Annotated in this window: 25 protein-coding genes; 13 read left to right on the forward strand and 12 right to left on the reverse strand. The window is 70.4% G+C overall.

The annotated features are described in order from the left end of the window. The first annotated feature begins 2 nt into the window (after positions 1-2). Genes ABT324_RS30780 through ABT324_RS30800 form a run of 5 tightly spaced genes read left to right on the forward strand, consistent with a single transcriptional unit; the run spans position 3 to position 4,525 of the window. The gene (locus ABT324_RS30780; RefSeq protein ID WP_351184596.1) at positions 3-1,877 is read left to right on the forward strand and encodes a hypothetical protein; all 1,875 of its coding nucleotides are present in this window, start codon (positions 3-5) and stop codon (positions 1,875-1,877) included. 3 nt (positions 1,878-1,880) lie between these two features. Beyond that, entirely contained in the window at positions 1,881-2,450 is a 570-nt protein-coding gene (locus ABT324_RS30785; protein WP_351184598.1) for a hypothetical protein, read from the forward strand. Continuing rightward, positions 2,450-3,415: a C40 family peptidase gene (locus ABT324_RS30790; RefSeq protein WP_351184600.1), complete on the forward strand. Its 966-nt coding sequence runs from the start codon at positions 2,450-2,452 to the stop codon at positions 3,413-3,415. The genes ABT324_RS30785 and ABT324_RS30790 overlap by 1 nt, the downstream gene beginning before the upstream one ends. Next, a complete protein-coding gene (locus tag ABT324_RS30795; RefSeq protein ID WP_351184602.1) occupies positions 3,412-4,083 on the forward strand; it encodes a hypothetical protein in 672 nt (223 codons plus the stop codon). Before ABT324_RS30790 ends, ABT324_RS30795 begins: the two co-directional genes overlap by 4 nt. Positions 4,084-4,093: 10 nt before the next feature. After that, on the forward strand, positions 4,094-4,525 hold the full coding sequence (locus ABT324_RS30800) for a hypothetical protein (protein WP_351184604.1): 432 nt from the start codon (positions 4,094-4,096) through the stop codon (positions 4,523-4,525). A 61-nt stretch (positions 4,526-4,586) separates the two neighbouring features. Here the strand turns inward: ABT324_RS30800 and ABT324_RS30805 are convergent, their stop codons facing one another. The 5 genes from ABT324_RS30805 to ABT324_RS30825 all read right to left on the reverse strand — a co-directional run bounded on the left by ABT324_RS30805 (position 4,587) and on the right by ABT324_RS30825 (position 9,479). Next, entirely contained in the window at positions 4,587-5,129 is a 543-nt protein-coding gene (locus ABT324_RS30805; RefSeq protein WP_351184606.1) for a hypothetical protein, read from the reverse strand. 107 nt (positions 5,130-5,236) lie between these two features. Next, positions 5,237-5,914, reverse strand: a complete 678-nt coding sequence (locus tag ABT324_RS30810; RefSeq protein WP_351184608.1) for a hypothetical protein — start codon at positions 5,912-5,914, stop codon at positions 5,237-5,239. Then, complete coding sequence (locus ABT324_RS30815; RefSeq protein ID WP_351184610.1) at positions 5,911-7,773, reverse strand: type IV secretory system conjugative DNA transfer family protein; 1,863 nt, start codon at positions 7,771-7,773, stop codon at positions 5,911-5,913. The genes ABT324_RS30810 and ABT324_RS30815 overlap by 4 nt, the downstream gene beginning before the upstream one ends. 160 nt (positions 7,774-7,933) lie before the next feature. Beyond that, positions 7,934-9,106 carry a flotillin family protein gene (locus ABT324_RS30820; RefSeq protein WP_351184612.1) on the reverse strand — a complete coding sequence of 391 codons (1,173 nt, stop codon included), beginning with the start codon at positions 9,104-9,106 and terminating at the stop codon, positions 7,934-7,936. A 136-nt stretch (positions 9,107-9,242) separates the two neighbouring features. After that, complete coding sequence (locus ABT324_RS30825) at positions 9,243-9,479, reverse strand: hypothetical protein (RefSeq protein ID WP_351184614.1); 237 nt, start codon at positions 9,477-9,479, stop codon at positions 9,243-9,245. A 93-nt stretch (positions 9,480-9,572) separates the two neighbouring features. Between ABT324_RS30825 and ABT324_RS30830 the strand changes: the two genes are divergently transcribed. The 5 genes from ABT324_RS30830 to ABT324_RS30850 all read left to right on the forward strand — a co-directional run bounded on the left by ABT324_RS30830 (position 9,573) and on the right by ABT324_RS30850 (position 12,390). Beyond that, complete coding sequence (locus tag ABT324_RS30830; protein ID WP_351184616.1) at positions 9,573-9,788, forward strand: hypothetical protein; 216 nt, start codon at positions 9,573-9,575, stop codon at positions 9,786-9,788. Next, positions 9,785-10,009: a hypothetical protein gene (locus ABT324_RS30835; protein ID WP_351184618.1), complete on the forward strand. Its 225-nt coding sequence runs from the start codon at positions 9,785-9,787 to the stop codon at positions 10,007-10,009. The genes ABT324_RS30830 and ABT324_RS30835 overlap by 4 nt, the downstream gene beginning before the upstream one ends. Before the next feature lie 53 nt (positions 10,010-10,062). Next, positions 10,063-11,028 carry a hypothetical protein gene (locus ABT324_RS30840; protein ID WP_351184620.1) on the forward strand — a complete coding sequence of 322 codons (966 nt, stop codon included), beginning with the start codon at positions 10,063-10,065 and terminating at the stop codon, positions 11,026-11,028. Positions 11,029-11,167: 139 nt separating this feature from the next. Next, the gene (locus ABT324_RS30845; RefSeq protein WP_351184622.1) at positions 11,168-11,341 is read left to right on the forward strand and encodes a hypothetical protein; all 174 of its coding nucleotides are present in this window, start codon (positions 11,168-11,170) and stop codon (positions 11,339-11,341) included. Next, positions 11,338-12,390 carry a hypothetical protein gene (locus ABT324_RS30850; protein ID WP_351184624.1) on the forward strand — a complete coding sequence of 351 codons (1,053 nt, stop codon included), beginning with the start codon at positions 11,338-11,340 and terminating at the stop codon, positions 12,388-12,390. Before ABT324_RS30845 ends, ABT324_RS30850 begins: the two co-directional genes overlap by 4 nt. A 1,183-nt stretch (positions 12,391-13,573) precedes the next feature. On the opposite strand, the gene ABT324_RS30855 is transcribed toward ABT324_RS30850, so the two are convergent. After that, positions 13,574-13,882, reverse strand: a complete 309-nt coding sequence (locus ABT324_RS30855) for a hypothetical protein (RefSeq protein ID WP_351184626.1) — start codon at positions 13,880-13,882, stop codon at positions 13,574-13,576. After that, positions 13,879-14,703, reverse strand: a complete 825-nt coding sequence (locus ABT324_RS30860; protein ID WP_351184628.1) for a ParA family protein — start codon at positions 14,701-14,703, stop codon at positions 13,879-13,881. Before ABT324_RS30860 ends, ABT324_RS30855 begins: the two co-directional genes overlap by 4 nt. A 309-nt stretch (positions 14,704-15,012) precedes the next feature. Between ABT324_RS30860 and ABT324_RS30865 the strand changes: the two genes are divergently transcribed. Then, positions 15,013-15,432: a hypothetical protein gene (locus ABT324_RS30865; RefSeq protein WP_351184630.1), complete on the forward strand. Its 420-nt coding sequence runs from the start codon at positions 15,013-15,015 to the stop codon at positions 15,430-15,432. Between the two features lie 264 nt (positions 15,433-15,696). Here the strand turns inward: ABT324_RS30865 and ABT324_RS30870 are convergent, their stop codons facing one another. The 3 genes from ABT324_RS30870 to ABT324_RS30880 form a co-directional block, all read right to left on the reverse strand. Continuing rightward, positions 15,697-15,984 carry an SANT/Myb-like DNA-binding domain-containing protein gene (locus ABT324_RS30870; RefSeq protein ID WP_351184632.1) on the reverse strand — a complete coding sequence of 96 codons (288 nt, stop codon included), beginning with the start codon at positions 15,982-15,984 and terminating at the stop codon, positions 15,697-15,699. A gap of 35 nt (positions 15,985-16,019) precedes the next feature. Beyond that, complete coding sequence (locus ABT324_RS30875) at positions 16,020-17,399, reverse strand: DNA cytosine methyltransferase (protein ID WP_351184634.1); 1,380 nt, start codon at positions 17,397-17,399, stop codon at positions 16,020-16,022. 77 nt (positions 17,400-17,476) lie between these two features. Further along, positions 17,477-17,680: a hypothetical protein gene (locus ABT324_RS30880; RefSeq protein WP_351184636.1), complete on the reverse strand. Its 204-nt coding sequence runs from the start codon at positions 17,678-17,680 to the stop codon at positions 17,477-17,479. 174 nt (positions 17,681-17,854) lie between these two features. On the opposite strand from ABT324_RS30880, the gene ABT324_RS30885 reads away from it, so the two are divergent. Together ABT324_RS30885 and ABT324_RS30890 are read left to right on the forward strand one after the other, a co-directional pair. After that, positions 17,855-18,853, forward strand: a complete 999-nt coding sequence (locus ABT324_RS30885) for a helix-turn-helix domain-containing protein (protein WP_351184638.1) — start codon at positions 17,855-17,857, stop codon at positions 18,851-18,853. A 9-nt stretch (positions 18,854-18,862) separates the two neighbouring features. After that, positions 18,863-19,159, forward strand: coding sequence for a hypothetical protein (locus tag ABT324_RS30890; RefSeq protein ID WP_351184640.1), 297 nt, complete (start codon positions 18,863-18,865; stop codon positions 19,157-19,159). Positions 19,160-19,364: 205 nt separating this feature from the next. On the opposite strand, the gene ABT324_RS30895 is transcribed toward ABT324_RS30890, so the two are convergent. Together ABT324_RS30895 and ABT324_RS30900 are read right to left on the reverse strand one after the other, a co-directional pair. Continuing rightward, positions 19,365-19,742, reverse strand: coding sequence for a hypothetical protein (locus ABT324_RS30895; protein ID WP_351184642.1), 378 nt, complete (start codon positions 19,740-19,742; stop codon positions 19,365-19,367). Between the two features lie 33 nt (positions 19,743-19,775). Next, a complete protein-coding gene (locus tag ABT324_RS30900) occupies positions 19,776-20,252 on the reverse strand; it encodes a Pycsar system effector family protein (protein WP_351184644.1) in 477 nt (158 codons plus the stop codon). Positions 20,253-20,303: the final 51 nt, after the last annotated feature.

A 20,303-nucleotide genomic window follows, 5' to 3' on the forward strand; every position in this document is an offset into this window, starting at 1 on the left:
CGATGCTGCTGGGGCTACAGATCTTGCTCGGCACGCCTGCCGCGGCCCAGGGCTGGAGCAGCAGCTGCGAAGAGGCGCCGACACCGGACATGCCCAACGGCGGTCCGGTAATCACCACGCTCGACCAGGTGCACCTCGGCCAAGGCGTTCCCGGCAGTGCCTACGGCGACCTCGGCTATGCCGGGGCGGTGTGGCACACCTACGGCTACTCCGGGAGCTGCGCGATCAGCGACCCGTTCGCCGGGATCGACACCTACCTCGGATCGCAGCTGTTCAACGTGGGCAAAGCGATCACCGCGGCGACGAACGGCCTGCACTACACCGTCTCGACCGGCGGAGCCCTGGACCAGGTCGACGACTTCATCGCCACCGCCACGATCGCCCTCTACGACAACGTGTTCACCCCCTACGCGGCGGTGGTGCTCACGATCGTGGCGGTGATGATCCTGGGCTGGACCCTGCGGGGCGACATGGCCAGCATCGGCCGCAAAACGATGTGGGTGCTGGTCGGCGCATGGTTCGCCGCCGCAACCTACATGACCCCGCTGGTCTACACGCACATGACCGACTCGTTCCTCGTTGACGGCACGAACGAGCTGCAGAGCAACATCATGCGCGGGGTCGGCAACGACGACTACCTGCACGGTCTGCCCACGATGCTGCACGACGAGACCGTCTACAGGCCCTGGCTGAACGGCGAGTTCGGGGCCGCCAACGGTCCGGACGCCGAGCGCTTCGGCAGGAGGCTGATCGAAGCGCAGGCCTGCACGAAATACGAGGTCGAGACGGACAGCTGCAACATCGAGGACAAGAAGCGCAGGTTCACCGAGCTGGCCGCGGAGCTCAAGGACACCGCGGCCTGGCCCTACTTCACTGGCGAGGCACACTCGCGCACCGGGGCCGGTGCGGTCGCCCTGGCCAAGGCGGTGTGCTTCTCGCTTTTCCAGCTGCTGTGCAAGATCGGCATCTTGCTCGCGCAGCTGGTCATCCGCCTGATCATCGTGGGTGGCCCGATCCTCGGGCTGCTGGCGATGCTGAGCAACACGCTGCTGCCGACTGTGCTGCGCGCCGTGGGCGGCGCCCTCGGCCAGGGCCTTCTCCTGGCAGCGGCGGCCGCCCTGCACACCTTCGTCCTGGGCTACGTCCTCGCGCTGGAGATGTCCCAGCTACTGCAGCTGGCCGTCATCGGCGGGCTCACCTTTGGGATGTGGATCGCGCTCCGCCCCATCGAGCGGCTGATCCAGATGCTGGCCAGCATGACCGGTATCCAGGTGCCCAGCTGGTCGCAGCGACGAATGACCCGAGCCATGCGCGGCGGCCGCGGCCCGGTTGCCCGGCTCCGCCGCCGACTCGGCCGCGCTGACGCCCGGGTGGCCGATCTCGCTGACCGGGTCAGCGACCACGACGAGGAGTACGACGACTACTACTACGACGACGAACCGATCGGTGCTGGTCGGCACATCGTTCGACCCGAAGGGGCGCCGTCGAACGGCCGAGCACCTCAGCCCGGGGAGGGCGACCAGGACGTCGAGGAGAGCACGTTCGACCGGATCCTGCGGCGGGGCCCGAGCTGGCGCGGGAGGTTCGCGGTGTGGCGGGCCGACACCGTCGACAAGCTGCTCGGTCGAGACGACGGCGAGGAGCTGGCGAACGACCACGCCGCTGCTGATGGTGATGGATCGACCAGCACCGACGCCCCGCCGGTGCGCCCTGAATCCCGCCGACCAGCTCGCCCCGAGCCGGTGTTCCCGTACGCCGTCGACGACGATGCGGAGCAGCTCGCCGACGACGAGATGTGGGAGACCTTCCGCCCGGGCGATGGATCCGTGAACCGGCACCGGCCGGAAGGCCACCAGCCGCAGTGGCGGGAGGAGTGACCGATGCCAGTTCGCACTGGCCGCGGCCGCGCCGCGGTGTACCGGAAGGCCTGGGGCTGGCCGCTGCGCTCGGGTCGGCACCTCGCGGTGGCGATCATGGGCCTGGCGGTCGCAGGCACCGCCGTCGCGACGGTCGTGCCCGACGCCGCACAGCCGCCGGCGCCTGACCCCGCGTCCACAGCCCCGCCGCCTTCCATCACCTCACCGTCGCCTCGCCCCACTCCAGCGTTGACCAGGGACGATCCGCCGACGCAGCCGAGTGATCAGGACGTGACCGAGGCGCTCGCCGCCGCGGTGGACTTCGCGGCGCGGTGGGTTGAACGCCCGCCCGGCATGACCTCGCGGCAGTTCGGCGATCAGCTGGCACCGCTGGCCTCACCGGAACTGCTCATCGAACTGGCAGACGTGGACCCGGCCCGGGTGCCGCAGTCGAAGCTCCTCGGCAGCCCACGAGCGGTCAGCGCTCGGCCCCAACTCGTCGAGGCCGAGCTGCCCACTGATGCTGGTCTGCTCCACCTGACGATGGTGCAGACCTCAGAAGGGTGGCGGGTGCACCGGATGGAGAGCACCTGATGCGGCGGGTGATGCTCTTCCTGGGGCTCCCGGTGCTGGTCATTGCCGGGATCGTGACTTGCGCCCTGGTGGTGGTGATCTCGATTCCGAGGTTTCCCTTCGGCCCTACCGGGCTGTGCCTGCCGCTGTCGGGCCAGGCTGAGGCCAGCGGTGCCGGGCAGGCGTCTGCGCTCACCGCCGAACAGCGCGCGATCGCCGCGCGCATCATCGAGATCGGGCAGCAGCGCGGCCTGCCGCCCCGGGCTGCGCAGGTCGCCATCCAGGCGGGCAAGACCGAGTCGAACCTGACCAACGTCTACTACGGCGACCGGGACTCGCTGGGCGTCTTCCAGATGCGACCGAGCATGGGCTGGGGAACTCCGCAGCAGGTCACCGACGTCGACTACGCGATCAACAAGTTCTACGACGTCCTGCTCGAGGTGCCCGGTTGGGAGCAGATGCGGCCCGGCGAAGCTGCGCAGCGCGTGGAGCGCTCGGCGTTCCCGCACCGCTATCACAAGTGGGAACAGCTGGCACTTGAGCTGCTGTCGGGTGCTGGGATCTCCGACCCGAGCGGCTGCAGCACGATGCTGGCTGGGGCGACCAGCGGCCTGGTCGACCGGGCGATCCGGTTCGCCCGGGACCAGTTGGGAGACGACTACGTGTGGGGAGCCAACGGACCGGACACCTGGGACTGCTCCAGCCTCACCCAGGCGGCGTGGCGGGCAGCTGGCGTATCGCTCCCGAGGGTGAGCCGCCAGCAGTTCCACGCTGGTCACCAGCTCCCGCTCCAGCAGGCTGTGCCCGGTGACCTGGTGTTTTGGTCCTACGATCCGCACGACCCGGGGGCGATTTACCACGTTGGCCTGTACCTGGGGGACCGCCAGGTCCTGCACGCTCCGCAGCCGGGTGACCAGGTCAAGATCTCGCCGCTGTGGGACGGCGGCCATCTGGTGCCGACCGTGACCCGACCGGGGCCAGCATGAACCAGGACGACCTCACCGGTCGCGAATGGGAGCGCGCCCGGCCGCCGATCCTGGTGCCCCACCCGGCCGCCGACGTCGACCAGCTTCGCGGGCGCCGGGTGATCGTGCACGACCCCGAGCACGGCATCTGGCGGCACGACCTCCGTGCGGTCTGCGCGCCGCATGGAGCCTCGGCGACCGTCAGCGTGGTCAACGAGGGCGACTGGTACCGCGAGCTGCGCGGCGAGGAGATCGCGCTGCCGTGGTTGGTCGACCTCGATCGAGTCTGGGTCGAGGAGCCCGTCGACCGGCTCGACGCCGAGTCCGTGCCCGATCAGTCCGACATCCCGGTGGCGGCTGGGCGGTCTCGGCGGCTGATCGAGGACACCTCGCGGCCGCCAGTGCGGTACCCGCGGCCAGCGGTGCGTGCCGCGGCGATGGTGGGTGCCCGGGCGTGCGTGATGACGCCGGAGGGGCCCGTCTGGGATCAGCGCATCGTGGGTGATCCTCGCCGCCACGAGTTCCCGCCGACGGTGCTGAACTTCTCGCGCGGAGTCGAAAGCCTGGGAGAGCCGGTGGTCGGCGCCGTCGTCCCGGTCGTGCCCGAGGACGACTACTACCTGTGGGAACAGACTGGTCAGAGCCCTGAGCCGGTGCTGCACGCGGCCAGGTTCGTCTGGATTGAGTAGGAGGATCACGATGACCCATCCCACGTCCATGCCGGTTCCCGGCCACCAGGGCCCGCCGGCATCGGCCGCTCCGCTGCGGCAGCTGTTCAGCCAGAACCCTGCCGGGGTGAGCGTGGACGGGAATTACGTGGTCTTGCCCGCGATCTTGCTGGAGCGGATGCCGTTGCCGTTCCAGCAGCAGCTGGCGACCGCGCTTGCCGCGCTGCAGACCGAAGGGCAGCAGCGCTGGCCGATTTACAAGGTGACGCCCCAGCGGTACCTGGCGGTGTCCGAGCTGTTCGACAGCAAGCTCGCCGAGGCCGGGATCTACACCGACCTCGGTGACGACGGCGAGCTGGTGCACCGGTGGCGCAGCACCGGCGAGATCATCGAGCACCCGGATCAGGAGCAGGTGCTCGTGTCGTGCCCGGACCCGCTCCAGGACTCCCCCGCACCGCAGTGAGCCAGCACAGCGGCCAGCCGTGATAGCCGAGACGCCACAGTGCTGCGGGGATCACGGCTGGTCAGGCGGTGCGGGCGGTGTCGTCGTAGCGGTCCAGCGGCCGGATCTGCCGGGCATGCTCGTGCAGCGGCCCGCAGGTCATCACCCTCGGCACCGTGCGCGCGACCTCAGCGAACGCCACGATCTCCCGGCCCGCCGGGGTACGGCTGATTGCGACCTCGATGCCGGACTGCTCCAGCGAGGCGGACATGGCGGCGACGGCGGCGTTCTGCGCCGCGGTGGCCGCCCGAGCTACCGCAGGAAGGTGCACCTGGGCGCCGGTCGCGTCGACCGGCGCGACTTCGAGGTGCAGGTGCGGGGCGACCACCGTCGGCTCCAGCGCGACCGGGTGCCGCTCCATCCGGAGCTCCAGCTCGGTCCGCTGGAATCGGTCGACGAGGTAGCCGCCGTCGGCCTGAAGGCGGCGAGCACCCGCTGCTGCACCGTCGCGCTCGGCGGCGACCAGCAGCGTCACGAGGTCCTCGTCGGCGTGCTGCTGGGCAGCTAGTAGAGCCAGCCCCAGCGACACCGGGAACTCGATCACGATCTCCAGCGGCCGTCGCATCGGTCATCCCCTAAGTCGTTGCGGTCGGGGTGAGGATCGCACAGCCACCCGACGCCGCACAGCAAAGCGCCCCCGGATCACTCCGGGGGCGCAGTCGACTGACCGGGTTATCCAGCTTGCTGCTCGGTGGCGGGGAGCGGCCGAGCCTCAAGGTCGGTCTGGATCCACTCGGACCGCCAGACCTCCTCCCGCGTGGGCTCGTTGTCGCCGGGGAGGTCACCGAGCCGGTGGCCCTGGCACTTGGCGGGCCCGCAGTTCAGGCGCCTGGCCAGCTCCTGGATCTGCGCGAACGCGCCAGCACGCCAGAGCGTGTGCCACTGGGCCGCGGTCCCGACCGCCGCCCCGGGCGCGTAGGCGGCCCGCTGTGCGCACCACAGCCAGGACAGCTCGTCACGCATGCCCGGATGACGGGGCCAGCAGTCCGGGAGTTCCTCGCGGGTGGGGGCGTAGCGCGGCAGGTAGAACTCGACCAGCCACCGCCACAGCCCAGCCCAGGCCTCCTCGGCTTCGGTTCGGTCCAGCGTGTACCAGTCGATGTTCGTCGGATCGGCGGCATCCTCGCCGAACGCGTCGTCGATCTTCTTCGTCAGCCCGGTCACCGATCCGGCGAGGGCCGCGACCTGAGTGCGCAGCTGCTGCTGCTCGCCCTGCAGGTGCGCACCCAGCTGCGAGACGTCGGTCGCGAGCTGGCTGTGCTTGTCGCTGAGCTCGGCCAGCTGCTCAGCCAGCTCCAGCTCGCCGTCCCGCGGCCGCCGGCGGTCGGGCCCTCCATCCGGTGCGGTCACGCCTGCTCGCCCTCCTCCGCTGCCGCGGTCCGGTAGCCCCGCCGGGCCTTGATCCGGTCGAACGTGGTCGCCCCGACGACCCGCTCCGCTTCCATCCGCTCCCGCATCGCCGCTGCACGGGCCCAGTGGTTCGGGAACTTCACGATCGCCGCCGCACCCTTGTTGGGGATGACCAGCGCCTCGCGGGCAGCGAGGGCACTGAACTCCTCCGGTCGCATGATCGGGACCTCAACGCGCTGGGTGCCGGTCGAGGCCGTACGCCCCTCGCCGAAGAAGTTGCCGAACCAGCGCCGCCGGGTGTCGTCGGGCGCGTTGGTCGTCTCGGTGACGTGGTGTTCGCGCCGCTCGCCGACGCGCTCGGAGTACATCTCGCGGTCCTCCTGATCGTGCGCACCGGTCACGACCAGGATCTGGAGGCTGGCTCGCATCGTGCGCGCCGCTTCCGCACCCCACTTCTCCACCAACTGCGCGTAGTTCTGCACAGCGACGGCCATCCAGACTCCCCAGCCGCGCAGCTCGGCGGCCATCTCGTGCAGCGGCACCGACGGCATGGTCAGGTGCGCCTCGTCGACGATGAACCCGAGCGGCGGGTCGAGGCGCTCAGTGACCGCCAGCGTCTTGGCCGTCCAGGTCACGTGCGCCGCGAGGGCGCTCATCACCGGCCCCAGCGCCGGATTGGAGCCGGAGACCAGGTACAGCGTGCCGTTGTCCCTGACGAACTGCTCCACGTCGGTGCCCTCACCCCGTTCCGGGGCGAGCAGCGCTGCGACCCGGGCGTCGGCCAGGAACTCCAGAACCTGGCTTCCGGTCTGGGCGGCTGAACCGCTGGCTGCCGAGGCCGAGCTCGACTTCATCTGCGCCAGAGCGTTCACGATGAACGGCTCCAGCTCGGCCTCGAAGTGGTTCAGGATCTTGATCGGGCGCTCGTAGTTCTCGCGCTGGAGCCAGGTCGCGACGTCGCGCAGGGTGTGGCCGCCCAGGTCGGCGGCGCACAGCAGCGCCGTCATCAGCGTGCGCGCTCGGCCCTGCCAGAACTCCGCGTTGTTCAGCCCCTGGCCCGAGCTGGCCGCCATGATGGCGGCGGCCCGCCGCTGGGCCGTGGCCGCGTCGCGGCAGCCCGCCACGTAGTCGAACCGGAACTGGTCCTCGTTGGCGGTGGCGGTGGGCGAGAGCGGGTCGAAGACCTTCACCGGCCCGGTGGCCCGGCGGACGTCGGCGGTCCCGGTGATGAACTCGTTCTTGGTGGAGACCACCATCAGCGGTCCGGGGAAGTCGAGCACCCCTCCGGCCAGCAGGGTGGACTTGAACGTGCCGGGCTCGCCGATGACCAGCACACCTCGTTCCCAGCCCGCGACCATCGCGCGGCCGCGGGCGGACCGGGGGCCGGTGATCACGTCGCCCAGAACCATCCCGAACTCCGTGAGCGGGCGGCGGGCGCAGGCCCACGCCGAGAACGACGGTCGGGTCTGGCGGCCGCTGCGACGAGCAGCCGCGGCACCCGAGTTGCGCCACAGGTCGCGCGCCGTGGCCCAGCCGCGCGCGTGGCGGCGGGCGCGGTGCTCCCACTCGTCGGTGTTGCGGCGGTGCAGCTGCCATGCGGCGTAGCCGCTGGCCGCGACACCCGCAGCGATCACGGCGCCCGACAGCGGGAAGTCCGAGCCCAGCACGCCCGGTACCCAGTCGAGGACCGGCTCGACGGCCAGGCCGAAGAAGCGGTTCGGGTCGTTGTCGGTCCCGCCGTCGGCGAGACCGAGCAGCGGCGTGACGCCCTGGTCGAGGGCGGCGAGCCCGGCGGCTCCGGCGCCCAGGCGGCGCCAGCTGCGCAGCCGCTCACGGGTGCGATACTCGCTGTGCTCCATCGGTACTTGCTCCTAACCCGGGTGGATCGGTGGAGGGCGCCCCACGTGGTGACGCACGTGGGGCGCACCTATTACGGCTGGTCAGGCGTTCGACTGACCACGGCCCGGCACCTGGCGCACACAGCTGCGGCAGGTGCCGCACCGGAATCATTCGAACAGATCAACGGGTGTGGTTGCTCAGGATTGCGTAGGTGTCGAGCACCTTCCGGGCCAGCGGCTTGGAGCTCTTGCCCCAGTCCTCCCGGATCGCCTTGTCCAGCTTGGTGACGCTGGGCAAGCCGTCCTGCAGCTCGCCGAAGTCGCGCTCCAACTGGATCTGCTCAGCCAGCCAGCGCGCCAGGCGCAGGACCCGCAGCTCGTCATCGGCCAGGCCGTTGTAACCGGCGAGGAGCTCGGCCTCGCGGCCAGCCAGCACGAACCGCCGGTAGGTGGAGGCCTTGAGGCGCGGCGCGAAGATCGCGGAGAACGCGAACGCCACGGGCAGCAGCAGGAACCACCAGCCCAGCTCGGAGGTGTGAGGGGACCCGTTTGCCGACGGGAGGTGGTGCGCGACCACGCTCGCCAGGCCGAGCGCCAGTCCGAGCGCCAGCTCGCCTGCCAGGTAGATCATCCGGTCCCGCTTGCTGGTGACCGAGTCGTCTGCGCTCACCGCCCCGGACAGGCGGCCCAGCGTCAGCGCCAGCAGGCCGAGGGTGAACACGATGTCGACGCCGGAGCCCAGCAGCGCCCCGAGCACGGGGTTCTCAACGATCCGGGATCCCTGCAGCCCGAGGTTGACTGCGCTCACGACGCCTGCCACGGCCGCCGGGATCATCGCCAGCCGGGGCAGCCACGTCATGGCCGTGCGTGCGGCGGCCAGTGCGTGCAGCGGGTCCAGCAGCCGCGCCCTCTCGGCATCCGCTTGGGCGCCGCGCAGCTCGTGGCTCTGCTGGGCCGCCGCCAGGGCGGCTTCGTGGCGCAGTCGCGCGGTCTCGCGGGCCTTGCGCTGCTCCCGCTCCAGCTCGGCCAGCTCGATGTCCAGCGCGTGGTCCTTGTCAGCCTGTTCGCGGCGGTCCTCGCGGTGCCGCCGAGCCTGCGCGATCTCGGCCTGGAGCTCGGCGTCGCTGCGCACCTCGCGCAGCTCCTGGGCTTGCTGCACCGGCAGTGCCTCGCGCGCCAGGCTCAGCGCCGCCTCCAAGCGGGCGGGGTCCGGCGTTCCCTCGGTGCCGAAAATGCTGGTCACGTCCGGGGTCGCTGAGGTGATCTCGTCGCCCGCCTGCATGGGGAAGCCCTGCAGCGGCAGGTCGTCCACCTCTGCCGGATATCCGTTCGGCGTCGAGTGCGCGATACTCATCAGGTCCACCTATCTCGTGTGGTCGCGGCGCGCCCCGGTTGGTGTCTCGGCAAAGGCTCAGCCGGGGTCGGCTGCTGTTCTTATTTCCTGTGGTCAGGGCCGCCGCGCGGCCACTGTAGAACGATCGTCAGGGCGCTCAGGGGCGGAACGGGCCTCTTCCTCGGCGCTCGAGGTATTCCCGCAACGCGTCCTCGATCACCAGCTGATACGAGGTGTTGTTCTCGTCGGCGTACGCCTTGTACGCCGCGGTCAAGTCGTCCCGGATCCGGGTGTGCAGCGTCGTCCGCGACACCTTCGTTGGCGGCGGTGGCGCTGGAGCCGTCGGCATCTGCCCCTCCTCCTTGCCCTCTTCGGGGCTGTCTCGATCACTCACATGTTGCAACATACCATGTTGCAAGATCCTTGCGCAACACGATATGTTGCAACATGTCGCACGCTATGTTGCTGACATGAGGAGCGGATCTGGATGCCGAAGAAACGGCCCGAAGCCGAGTCTGACCGCAAGTGGGTGAGCGCCCGGGAGAAGGCGTCGGAACGGCCCGAGGTGTGCAGGGCGGCCGCCGCTGCCCTGACCCGTGGCCGTCGAAACGAGGCCGCGCTGCAGGCGAAGCTCAAGCAGTGGGGCCCGGTCGACGGCCAGCAGGAGATGTTCAGCATCGAGGCGCAGGAGGAGCAGGCATGACCAAGGCTGACGCGGTGCACATCCGCCACGAGGCGATCCGGCGAGCCCGCCAGGTCGCCCGCACGGCCGCTTCGCAGGCCGCGTGGCGACCGAAGCAGGGCGTGGTGACGCGCGAGCTGTTCGAGCGGGCTTTGCAGGAGACGTGCTCGGCGCACGCCGTCGACCTCGGCGACCCGGCGCTGCAGGAGCTGCTCGCCGAGCGCCAGCAGCCCACCGCCTGACCAGCAGTGACACTAGTGATACGAGTGCGACTAATCGCACGGGAAGGATCGAGATGAGCCGGTACCGAATGGCCACCGCCGAGCCGCTGTTGACCATCGAGAAGACCTGGGGAGCTGTTCCCGTGGGATGGACGGTCAACATCGACACCATGCACGGCGGCCTGGTCGTGGACTGCGACGCCGGGCTGCAGGCGCCAGCGGTGGAGCGGTGGCTGTCCGAGCAGGCAGAGGTCACTTACGACCGTCGCGCGGACATGTCGGTGTGCAGCCTGCTGGAGCGGGACGAGTGGGCCAAGCTGCACGGCGTGGACCCTCGGACGCTGGCCCTGATCATGAAGACGGCGCAGCAGGAGGCCGAGCGCGGCATCCACGGCCCCGGGATCACCTCAGAGGACGTGGTCGCCCGGGTCGCAGCCCGGCACGATGTCTCCATGACCGCGCTCGCTGCGGCGCGGGCACAGCGCCCGGACCGGGCCGTCCGCAACGACGAGAAGGAGCACGACATGGCCGACCGCTCGGCGGAGCCGATCGCCGATGGTCTCGACCCTCACTTGCGGGAGCTGCTGCGGCAGTCCGCCGAGGCGCAGTTCGAGGGCGGGATCACCGAGGAACAGCTGCACGAGCTCACCTGGCAGGCCGAGCGGGACGTCGAGCGCGGCCGCTACACCGACCTTGAGGCCGCCCTCGCCGGGAACGCCGTCGAGGCTGGCATCCCCGAGCCGCTGCTCGCGGCCACGCGGGAGGTGGAGGCGAGGCGCACCCGCGTGCACGAACCCGAACTCGCGCACATGGACGCACTCCACGACGAGGTCGTACGCGAGACCGCCCGCACCGAGGCGTCGCTCGGGCTGGACGTCCCGGACGACGAAGCCCGCCGGATCCTGCGCGAGCAGGAGGAGGCGATCTGCCGCGAGCAGGGGGTCGACCCGGCTGAGCTGCACAGACACGTGGCGCAGCGGGAGGCGGATCAGGAGCACCGGCTCGCGCTGGAGGCTGATCTCGGCATGAGCCCGCTCTGACCAGCACCGATCACCATCATGAAGACGGACCCCGCTGCAGGAACCAGCGGGGTCCGTCCCCTGTGAAAGGAACCTCATGGATTCCCCTGACCACGTTAACTCCCACGCCGTTTCGCATGGCCTGCTCGTGGCGGTGCTGATGCACCACGGAGGGGCGTACGACCTGCCCCTGGAGCACCTCGCCGACGCCTCCAGTATGGGCAACGCGGCCGGTGAGCTCTACGGAGTCTCGATGGCGGTCACCGAGGACGATCAGATCCGGCTGGCGTTGATCCCGGTCACGGAGCGACTCGGCGAGGATGGTGCGCCGTGAGCCTTGTCCACCACCTGAGCGACCACAGCCCGCTGACGACGTGGATCACCACCCGCTGTGCCGTCGACACCGCGGTGGCCAGCGCCCTGGCCGACCTTCAGCGGCAGAGGCTGCAGCCCCGCCGCCCACGGCCCGGGCTGCCGCTGGAGCACCACGCCGCCGTGGGCGCGATCGTCGGGCAGCGCCTGGCGGATGCCATCGAACCCGCGCCGCCCTACCCCGCCCTACTGGGGGGAGTGCGGTGTCAGGCCTGGTCACTGGCCGATGCCGGGCGCCTGGCCGCTGGATACCCGACCCACCGCGCCGAGCGCGGGGCCCCGGAGGCCGCCGCGATCTGGCGGCGGCCGACGCCGACCGGGTGGTGGCAGCCTCTGCCCACCCCCGCCGAGCAGCCGGTCGAACCCGAGCGGGGCCTGGTCGACGTGCTCGCCCGGCACCGCCGCGCCGTCGCCGGACTGCGCCGGGCCCGGCTCGCGGCCCGTGACACCGAGCGGGACCTGCTCGACCCGCTGCGGGCTCTGCAGCTTCTGGAGGGCATCTACCGCGGCGGTACCGACCTGGTCGAGCTGCAACGTATCGCCACCACTGGCCGCGTGCGGCTCGCCGCCGACTTGGTCGACGACGTCTTGGCGGTGCTCGGCGGCCAGGAGCCCGCATTGCGGCAGGCCCGCGCGCTGGCCGGAGGCGGCCCGCACTTCGGCTACGCGGCCCCGTTGCTTGTCCCAGGCTGGGCCGAGGGCGACGTGCTGGTCGGGCCGCACCCGGCCGATGGATGCTTCACGCTGCTCGACGTCAAGACCGTCGGACACCTGGACGAGGTGCGACTGCGATCCTGGCTGGTGCAGACCCTCGCCTACGCTCTGCTGGACTTCGCCGACCGGTGGCGCATCCGGCGCGTGGGAATCTGGCTCGCCCGCCACGCCCACATCGTCGGATGGCCCCTTGACCAGCTGATCCCCGGAGATCTCACCGCCGCGCGCACCGAGTTCGCCGCGGCGGTCACGCCCCTCGCGGCCGCCGACGGCGCCGATCCACGGCACGTGGCGTGACCGCATTGCGACACGCCGCATGATCAGGTGAAACATGCAAAAGGGCCCGATCCGAAGATCGGGCCCTTTAAGTTGTTGATTGCCTAGATCAAACAACTTCATGGGCAGTGTAGCTCCCGATGCGCACCCGGCACCAGCGCCACGCCGGTTAGAGCTCCCAGACGAGTTGCGAACTGGGTCACCAAACGCCCCGGCCCCGGGTCCGGTCCCTCAGAAGGTAACCACCCGTTTACTGGATCAGTCGGGCAGCTGGCCGTTGCCCCGCTGGGAACAGCGGGGTGGAACACGGCAGGCCCAGGCCAGAGCGCGCAGAGCGCTGATCCGCCGCAGATCGAGGCGCAACAGGCGGCGGGTACGGACCCGACTGAACAACCCGCCCTGGGGCTACAGGTAATGCTGGCCCGGGGTACGCGACCGACCAACCGACCGACGGCAGGTCTCCGTGCCTCCCCCCACGTGAGTCGAGCACCAGCACCGCTGTGCGCTGTTGAACCCGCTCGATTCACGTGGGGGGGGGCTCCCTTCCCTGCTCTCCCTCCGGCAGTACCCCGAAAACCGCCCTAGGAGGGCTGTAGAAGGCTGGAGCGGGGCGGCTGCGGGTGCGGACGGGGGCACCTTTGCGGGGAGGCCCCCGCACCCCCGCTGCCGCGCCCATGGACAACCCTCCGCCCGGGGGCTCCGGGTTGCCCACAGGCTTGCCCACAGGCTTCGGTGGTCGCCCGAGCAGATGGGCACGAACACCAAGTCGAGCTGAGCAGGTGAGTCCAGAACGCGAGCGAGGTGTCGATCGAGGAAGCCAGAGAATGCCATCGAAACGCAGTATCACTCGTGCGATCAGTATCTCTGCTGGTCCAGGACTGATCGGCCAGGCGGGTGAAATGTGCGCGACTGGCTACACATTTCCATTGCGAGCACATATGCTCGGATTTATGAGCGGAGATGAGGTGAAACGCGTGAGCGACGACCGACCGGCCGGGCCTGGCCAGGGAGAACCCGGCGAATGGGCCGATGTGGTGTATGACCGGGTTCAGGAGCGGCTTGCCGAGCAGGGCTGAAGCTGCGGACGTGATGAGCGGGTCAGCGCCGTCGGGCGCTGACCCGCTTTTTCGTGCCCGCACGCAGGTCGGGGTTTCTGGTCTGACCGGCGCCTGGAGGTTGCCGAGCGATTCAGGCGGTGACCGGCTCAAGTGTGGCCGAGCAGCCGCCGGGTGACCTCGGCCTCGGCGTCGATACCGGCCTGCATCAGCGCGGCCTGCGCCTCGCTCTTGGAGATTGTGCCGCCGCTGCCGTGGTGGATCCGAGCGGCCGCGGCAGCGAAAGCCTCGGCGACGTCGACCGGCAGGAGCCACGATCGCCGCGTTTGTGCAGGTCCCGACGTTGACCGTGCGGGTTTCGCCGAGTGGTCCGGCGCGGTGGGCTCGGCGTCGGTGTACCGGCCGGTCATCGCGTCGGCGAAGTCGATGCTCGGCGGACTGCCCACGTCGCGGCTCATGCTCGCACCACCTCACCGTCGATCACGCGGCCTGCCGCGCGGTCGAGCACATCGGCCACCGCCCGGTATGCCGCGGCGCTGTGGGTCTCCACTGCCCGCTCGAACAGCGGCACCGGCGTTCCGGCCCGCCATGCTTCCTTGACGACCGCGGCTAGGGGGAGCTCCGCGAGCACCGGGATGTCATTGATCTTGTGCAGCTCGGCCATCACCGACTGGTCGATCAGCGACAACGGCCGCCGGAACATCCCCGGGACGAGACCGTGCAAACGCGCGGGCGGGCGCCGCAGAGCCCGCTCCAGCGCACGGATCTGCCCGAAGAGGATCCGCAGGGCCTCGATCGAGGTGTCGTCCGGCTGCACCGGGATCAGTAGGCCGTCGCTGGCGGCGATCACGTTGTCGGTCAGGATGTCCAGCGCTGGAGGGGAGTCGAGCAGCGCCTCGTCGTAGAACCCGGCGAGTTCCTGCAGTAGGCGCCCGAGCTGCCGTTCGCGGTCGGGCCGTTTGTCCAGGTCCCGCGCCGCGGTGAACATCCGCAGGCTCGTCGGCAGGACGTCGATGCAGCCCCCGGCCGGGGTCGTGGAGTGCCGGACGACCAGGTCCCGGACCGGGCCGTCCCAGTCACCAGCGAGCCAGGCCGCCAGCGACGGGCGGTCCTGCGGGATTCGGGGGATTTTCAAGGCCACGGCCGAGGCGTGGCCCTGGGGGTCGACGTCGGCAAGCAGGACCCGCCGACCGCGCTCGGCCAGCGCTCCGGCCACCCCGACCGAGAGGCCGGATTTCCCAACGCCGCCTTTTTGCTGGACCACACCGGTCGTCTGCATGAGGCGAATCGTACTGCTCGCATCAATCGCACCGCTCGTACCCGTATCACTACTGGTCAGATCAGTGATACGGGTATCACTGATCTGTTCGATGGTGGGTCACCCTGACTCGGTCGCTGCGGTTCCGGGGGCTGCTGCGCTTAGCCTCCCGCCTCCCCCACCGTCAAGGGCGCTGCGCGTCGGCTGCGCCGATCGGCCTGCGGCCGTCCCTTGACCGCGGGGCCCCGAGCGGCAGGCAGGGCCGCGCAAGAGCGGGCAGGGCCACGGCCCGCCCCGCTCTGATGCAGCAGCCCCCTCCGGAGGTGCGCGATGACCAGGACCGACATCGACGACTACGGCCGTCGAGGACGACGCCGGGTGACCATCGACCGGCAGGTTTTCGAAGACCTGACGCGGCAGGCCGCGGCTTACCGGGACCTGGTGGCCGCGATCGGCGAGGTCGACCAGCTCGTGGCGCTGCTGATCGACTGCCCCGGCGCCCGCGAGCTGATGATGCAGGAGTACGCCGACTGGCTCGCCCGCCGAAGCGCGAGCGAGACCGGCACCGCGATCAGCCGCGAGCTGGGCGGCCAGAGCTTTGGTCTGTCGCAGGCTGTCCTGCAGCGCCGCCGGGAAACGCCCGGTGACCAGCACGCCGAGTTCACCCACCGCCACGGGCGCGAGTACCAGGGCGGTCCGGTCGAGTGGTCGACTGGACGACCCGCCGACGCCGCCGCTCGGGTCGCGTGAGGAGGACGACGTCATGGCGACCTGCTACAGCAAGGTCATGGCCCTCGGCCCTGGTGGTGAATGCGACTGGTGTTCGTCCCGTCGCGCCGCGAAACGCGATCGTGCCGAATACCTCTATTTGGCCCTGAGATGGCCGTAGACGAGATCGACATTTTCCGCGTGTGATTGGACCTGGAAACCAAGATCCGGCACCCACATGTCCGCCCAGATGGACGGGAATCAATCACCAGTAGCCACTGCCGTGATCAGGTGGTGGCTGCTGTGCTACTCCGCGGCCCGCCGGGGCCCGGTGGGCCAGTTCTTCTTGCCGCCGAGGCGGCGGTAGCGCACTCGGAGTGCGTCACCGCTGCGGGCGCCGAGCTCGGCGGCGATCGCGTCCCACCCGAGCCCGCGGTCCATCAGGGCCTCCAGCAGCTGCCGCTCGATCAGGTCGACCTCGTCGTGGGCAGCAGGCACGTCCCGCAGTGCGTCGAGCAGCGCTCCAGTCGGACGGTCCTGGTCAGCAGCAGCCGCCCGGACCTGGTCCAGGCGGCTGGTCTGGTCGTGGTCCATGCGCCCTCGCCCGTGATCGGTGTCCTTGACGCCGATCATGCCGGTGCCGCCGCAGCGGCCGCATACCGGTCCAGCTGTTCGCCGGTTACCGCCTCGACCAGGGCCGCGATCTGGACTTCTGACGATGGCGGGGTCACCGCGTTGCCGAAGCCGCGCACCTGGTCGGTTGCGGTGCCCAACACCTTGTAGTCAGGCGGGAAGGCCATCCCGGAGCCGACCTCGCGGGCACTGAACATCCGGTAGGTGCACTCCTCCACCGTCGGTACGGGGACCGCTGGGCGGCCCAGCAGCGCGAACCGGTCCTTGGTGGTCAGGGTGCCCAGCGGTTCGGCGACCGAGCGGGCCGTCGAGCCGGTGGTGTAGTAGGGCACGACCAGGTGCGAGCCGGGCGGGCCGACGAGTCCGTGATGGAACCCGCCCGCGGAGAACGGCGGCATCGCCTGGCTCAGCGGGTAGGCGGCCGTCTTCACCCCACCGCGCCTCGTCGTGACCTGTCGGTCCAGCCCGGACTGGATGCGCGCGAGCGTCGCGGGCGCCAGCGGCAGCTGCACGGTCTTCCCACTGACCGGGTCCTTGTACGCCCGCAGCGGGCGGTCGCCGATACGGGCGCCCGGGTCGGCCGACCAGTCGATCGCCGCCCAGGCCCCGAGCACCTCGGGCTCGACTTCACGGTGCCGACACGTCGAGCGGGGGCACCGGTAGACGTACTGCGCGCCGTAGGTGCCCATGTCGACCCGCGGGCGCTTGAACACCTGCAGGGCCTGCACGTGCTCCTCACAGGTCGGGCACCACGCTCGTGGGCGCAGCCACTTGTCCCAGTCCGGGGTCCGGCCCAGGCTGCGCAGCCAGTAGGCGACGTAGGCGCGATCGCGGGACTGCGGCACCCGCTTACCGGTGTAGCCGACCACATGCGCACTGTTCAGCGCGATCACGCGCGTTTCGTAGCCCAGCGCCCGGATCTCACCGAGCCAGCGCGACCACTGGTCCCACGCCCGGACCTGCACAACGTTCTCGACCACGCCAGCCAGCACCGGCCGACCGCGCCGGACCCAGTGCGCGAGGTAGCGCGGGATCTCCTCCATCAGAGCTCGCGCTCGGGATGCGGTGGGGTCCGGGATGGTCTCCCCGAACAGCACGCCCTGCGTCGACCGGTCGAAGTCGCGCCGGACGCCGCGGGCGTTCGTCCACGGCGGGCACGCCGGGGACGCCCAGAACAGGTCGGCTCGGGGAAACCGCGTGATTGTTGTCGAGGCGACGTCGCCGCAGTAGTGGTCGGCCCGTGGGAAGTTGAGCGCGTGCACGTCCACCGCGATCTGCTTGTGGTTGGCCGCGAACTTGGCCTCCACCCCGGGGATCCGGGTCGCGCCCCACGAGCTCCCGCCCCAGCCCGCGAACTCGTCATACAAGGTCAGCATGGTTACGAACATAATCGTTCGGAACCTGGTTGCGAACAGATATGTTCGAAATTCACCTGTTTGGAGGAGCGCGAGGGTCACCGGTCCTGCTCGGCAGCGTCCGGCAGCAGGCTGTGGTCTCGTAATTCGAGCTCGGTGCTGCCGTAGGGGTCGATGACCAGACCACGAGCGGGACCTGGCCGGGTGATCTGCGGTGCAGCCTCGGCAGGGCGACCGGCGAGCGCACGGCGGACGTCGGCTAACGCGGCGTGCAGCGCGACGGGTTGTTCTTCGTTGATCATTATCCGATTCTCCCGCACCGGACGGAGGGCCCGACCGTCTTTCGGGTCCTGGCGTTCAAGGTGGTTGACCAGGGTGAACGCCGCGATACGCTCGGATGGTGCTCTCCGCCGAGCGCAGGGCCCCTGGGGACGCTCAGGGGCCCGGCGGAGGGTCCTACTCGGCGGAGGAACCCGATGTCCGAATCATCGTTCGGGCACGAGCTGCGGCGGCTGCGTGAGCAGGCCGGGCTGTCGCAGCGTGCCCTGGCGCGGCGAGCCAGTCTCGACCAGGCCAACATCAGCCGGTACGAGCGGGGGCTGCAGACCCCGCCGTCGAGTACCGCTGCGGTACTCGACGACGAGCTGGGCGCGGGTGGGCAGCTGCGGCTGCTGGCCACCGGCAGCGCCGCACACCTGGTGCTCGATCACGACGAGCAGACCCGCGTCGCCGAGGCGGTGCAGGATCCGCGCCGCCTAGACTCTGGCGCGGTCCGGGCGATGGCGCTGGTGCTGGCCGCGCAGCGGCGGCTCGACGACGTGCTGGGCCCGGAGCCGCTGCTGCCCGCGGTCGACGCGCAGATGCATCTGGCGATGCGCATGGCCCGCCAGGCCCGGGCGCCGCACCAGGCGGCGATGGCCGAAGTCGCGGCGGAGTGGGTGCAGTTCGCGGGCTGGTTGCGGGCGGAGGCCGCCGACTACGGTCCGGCGCTGAAGGTCCTCGCGGCTGCCGACCGGGCCGCCGTCGAGATCGGCTCCGGCGTGCTGGCGGCTCAAGTGCACAACTTCCGCGGCTACATCGGCCGTCAGCGCGGCGACTGGCGGCAGGTGACCAGCTGGTTTATCCGCGAGCACTACACGCCGGGCGCGAGCGTGCACCAGCGGATCGGCGCGGCCGCGCAGGCCGCGCAGGGACACGTGCGCCTCGGCGACCGGGATGCCGGGCTGCGCCTGGTCGAGCGCGCCGAGCAGCTGCTGGATCAGGCCGCTGGTGAACCCGCACCGCGTACCGCCTACTGGCTGACCAGGACGTTCCACGCGCTGAACCTCGGCTTGACGCACCTGGCACTCGGCGATGCGGCCGCGGCGGTGGATCACCTGACCACCGGCCTGGACGGGCTGCCCGTCGCCCAGCGCTCGGCGCGCTGGACCCACGAGTACCGCGCCGCGCTGGCGCGGGCCCGGGCGCAGCAGTGATGCGCGCTGATGCGTCCTGGCCGCCCCAGCCTGCAGAACGAGCACCAGGCGGCCGACGCTGAAGGCATGCGCATGCACGACGACACGATCCCGCCCAAGGTCCGTCGGTGGACCGATGTCGCGGGGTGCAGGCACATCGTGGGCGTCACCCCGACCGTGACCATCTGCGGATGCGAGATCGACGGCGCCGACCAGGTCGGCAGCGCTACCGACTGCACGTGCTGCGTCGAAGTCTGGCTGGTCGCCGCCCACCACCGCTGCACGTCGGAGTGCCGCCCGGACGGGCTGCGGTCCGCCGCGATGTAACCCCCCGACCACCGCGGCGCCCGCAACAGCAGGAACCCCCGCTGCCGTAATCAGCGGGGGTTCCTGCGTTCCTCTCGTGATACCTGTGCGATGACTCGCACAGGTATCACTACTGGTCAGGACGACGCACACGCACACACGACAGAAGTGGGGCCCGAGCACGGTCGCTCGGGCCCCACTTCGTGCTGGCGAGGTAGGTAGAGAGTCAGGAGGCGGGCAGCGCGGGCAGCGCGTCGTCGTCCTGCACCGGGGTGGTGGAGAGGAAGGCGTCGACGAACGTCGACCGGACCAGGCGGGCCCACCGCATGCTCACGACCAGGCCGTCGATCGTGGTACGGGCGTCCGGCGGGGTGTCGGTCAGCGCGAGCACCGTGCTGCCGGTGTTGCAGGGGTGCGGGACCGCCAGGCCCCGCCAGACCTGCTCGGCGAGCCGCCGCATCCGGCTCTCGACGAACAGCCCGGTCGGCAGCTGGTCCTGGCGGTCCCGCTCCGCGCGGCCGCGCCGCCGCACCTCGGCCAGGTGCTGGGTCTTCTGCTCGTAGGTGGCGATCTCGACGCCATCGCCGTAGGTGTTCTTCGGCATCTCGGTTCCTTTCGATTCGGTTTCTGCTGAGGGTCAGGCGAGCAGGGACGCGGCCACCAGGGCCGTGGTGGCGATCAGCAGCCACCCGGCGAGCTGCAGCAGCCGGAACTTGCGGGGCACGATCCGGGACAGCCGGGCGACGTGGCGAGCGAGCTCATCCACCGAGAGCCCCGCCCGGGCCTCGGCCGCGTGCTCTGTGGCGCTCATCCTGGCCCAGCGCACGAGCCCGACTGCGGGCCTGCCCAGCCGCGGCAAGAGCACCAGTAGCGTGGTGATCAGCGCCGCGCTGGCCGCCACCGCGGCCAGTCCCAGCAGCACGGTGGCCGTCGGGGAGATCTCGAACTTCACCAGCGCCACCGCGCCGCCGATGCCCGCGCACATCGGCGCGAGCATCGCCTGCGCCTTCGCGTCGGCCGAGGCGCGGAGGGCCTGCAGCTCGTCGCGGCGGCCGATGAGCCGCTGCTCGGCGGCCTGCTCGCTGACCTCGTCGCTCATCATCTCTTCGCTCATAATACGAGCGTATCTGCTCGGATTAGTTATCCGAACAGATACGCTCGTGTT

Source organism: Saccharopolyspora sp. NPDC000359 (assembly GCF_040300525.1).
GTDB lineage: Bacteria > Actinomycetota > Actinomycetes > Mycobacteriales > Pseudonocardiaceae > Saccharopolyspora.

What these genes read in the sequence shown, in the direction of transcription:
- ABT324_RS30780 (WP_351184596.1), top strand. Translation starts at nt 3, where the DNA reads ATGCTGCTGGGGCTACAGATCTTGCTCGGCACGCCTGCCGCGGCCCAG.
- ABT324_RS30785 (WP_351184598.1), top strand. Translation starts at nt 1,881, where the DNA reads ATGCCAGTTCGCACTGGCCGCGGCCGCGCCGCGGTGTACCGGAAGGCC.
- ABT324_RS30790 (WP_351184600.1), top strand. Translation starts at nt 2,450, where the DNA reads ATGCGGCGGGTGATGCTCTTCCTGGGGCTCCCGGTGCTGGTCATTGCC.
- ABT324_RS30795 (WP_351184602.1), top strand. Translation starts at nt 3,412, where the DNA reads ATGAACCAGGACGACCTCACCGGTCGCGAATGGGAGCGCGCCCGGCCG.
- ABT324_RS30800 (WP_351184604.1), top strand. Translation starts at nt 4,094, where the DNA reads ATGACCCATCCCACGTCCATGCCGGTTCCCGGCCACCAGGGCCCGCCG.
- ABT324_RS30805 (WP_351184606.1), bottom strand. Translation starts at nt 5,129, where the DNA reads ATGCGACGGCCGCTGGAGATCGTGATCGAGTTCCCGGTGTCGCTGGGG.
- ABT324_RS30815 (WP_351184610.1), bottom strand. Translation starts at nt 7,773, where the DNA reads ATGGAGCACAGCGAGTATCGCACCCGTGAGCGGCTGCGCAGCTGGCGC.
- ABT324_RS30820 (WP_351184612.1), bottom strand. Translation starts at nt 9,106, where the DNA reads ATGAGTATCGCGCACTCGACGCCGAACGGATATCCGGCAGAGGTGGAC.
- ABT324_RS30830 (WP_351184616.1), top strand. Translation starts at nt 9,573, where the DNA reads ATGCCGAAGAAACGGCCCGAAGCCGAGTCTGACCGCAAGTGGGTGAGC.
- ABT324_RS30835 (WP_351184618.1), top strand. Translation starts at nt 9,785, where the DNA reads ATGACCAAGGCTGACGCGGTGCACATCCGCCACGAGGCGATCCGGCGA.
- ABT324_RS30840 (WP_351184620.1), top strand. Translation starts at nt 10,063, where the DNA reads ATGAGCCGGTACCGAATGGCCACCGCCGAGCCGCTGTTGACCATCGAG.
- ABT324_RS30845 (WP_351184622.1), top strand. Translation starts at nt 11,168, where the DNA reads ATGCACCACGGAGGGGCGTACGACCTGCCCCTGGAGCACCTCGCCGAC.
- ABT324_RS30855 (WP_351184626.1), bottom strand. Translation starts at nt 13,882, where the DNA reads ATGAGCCGCGACGTGGGCAGTCCGCCGAGCATCGACTTCGCCGACGCG.
- ABT324_RS30860 (WP_351184628.1), bottom strand. Translation starts at nt 14,703, where the DNA reads ATGCAGACGACCGGTGTGGTCCAGCAAAAAGGCGGCGTTGGGAAATCC.
- ABT324_RS30865 (WP_351184630.1), top strand. Translation starts at nt 15,013, where the DNA reads ATGACCAGGACCGACATCGACGACTACGGCCGTCGAGGACGACGCCGG.
- ABT324_RS30870 (WP_351184632.1), bottom strand. Translation starts at nt 15,984, where the DNA reads ATGGACCACGACCAGACCAGCCGCCTGGACCAGGTCCGGGCGGCTGCT.
- ABT324_RS30875 (WP_351184634.1), bottom strand. Translation starts at nt 17,399, where the DNA reads ATGCTGACCTTGTATGACGAGTTCGCGGGCTGGGGCGGGAGCTCGTGG.
- ABT324_RS30880 (WP_351184636.1), bottom strand. Translation starts at nt 17,680, where the DNA reads ATGATCAACGAAGAACAACCCGTCGCGCTGCACGCCGCGTTAGCCGAC.
- ABT324_RS30885 (WP_351184638.1), top strand. Translation starts at nt 17,855, where the DNA reads ATGTCCGAATCATCGTTCGGGCACGAGCTGCGGCGGCTGCGTGAGCAG.
- ABT324_RS30890 (WP_351184640.1), top strand. Translation starts at nt 18,863, where the DNA reads ATGCGTCCTGGCCGCCCCAGCCTGCAGAACGAGCACCAGGCGGCCGAC.
- ABT324_RS30895 (WP_351184642.1), bottom strand. Translation starts at nt 19,742, where the DNA reads ATGCCGAAGAACACCTACGGCGATGGCGTCGAGATCGCCACCTACGAG.
- ABT324_RS30900 (WP_351184644.1), bottom strand. Translation starts at nt 20,252, where the DNA reads ATGAGCGAAGAGATGATGAGCGACGAGGTCAGCGAGCAGGCCGCCGAG.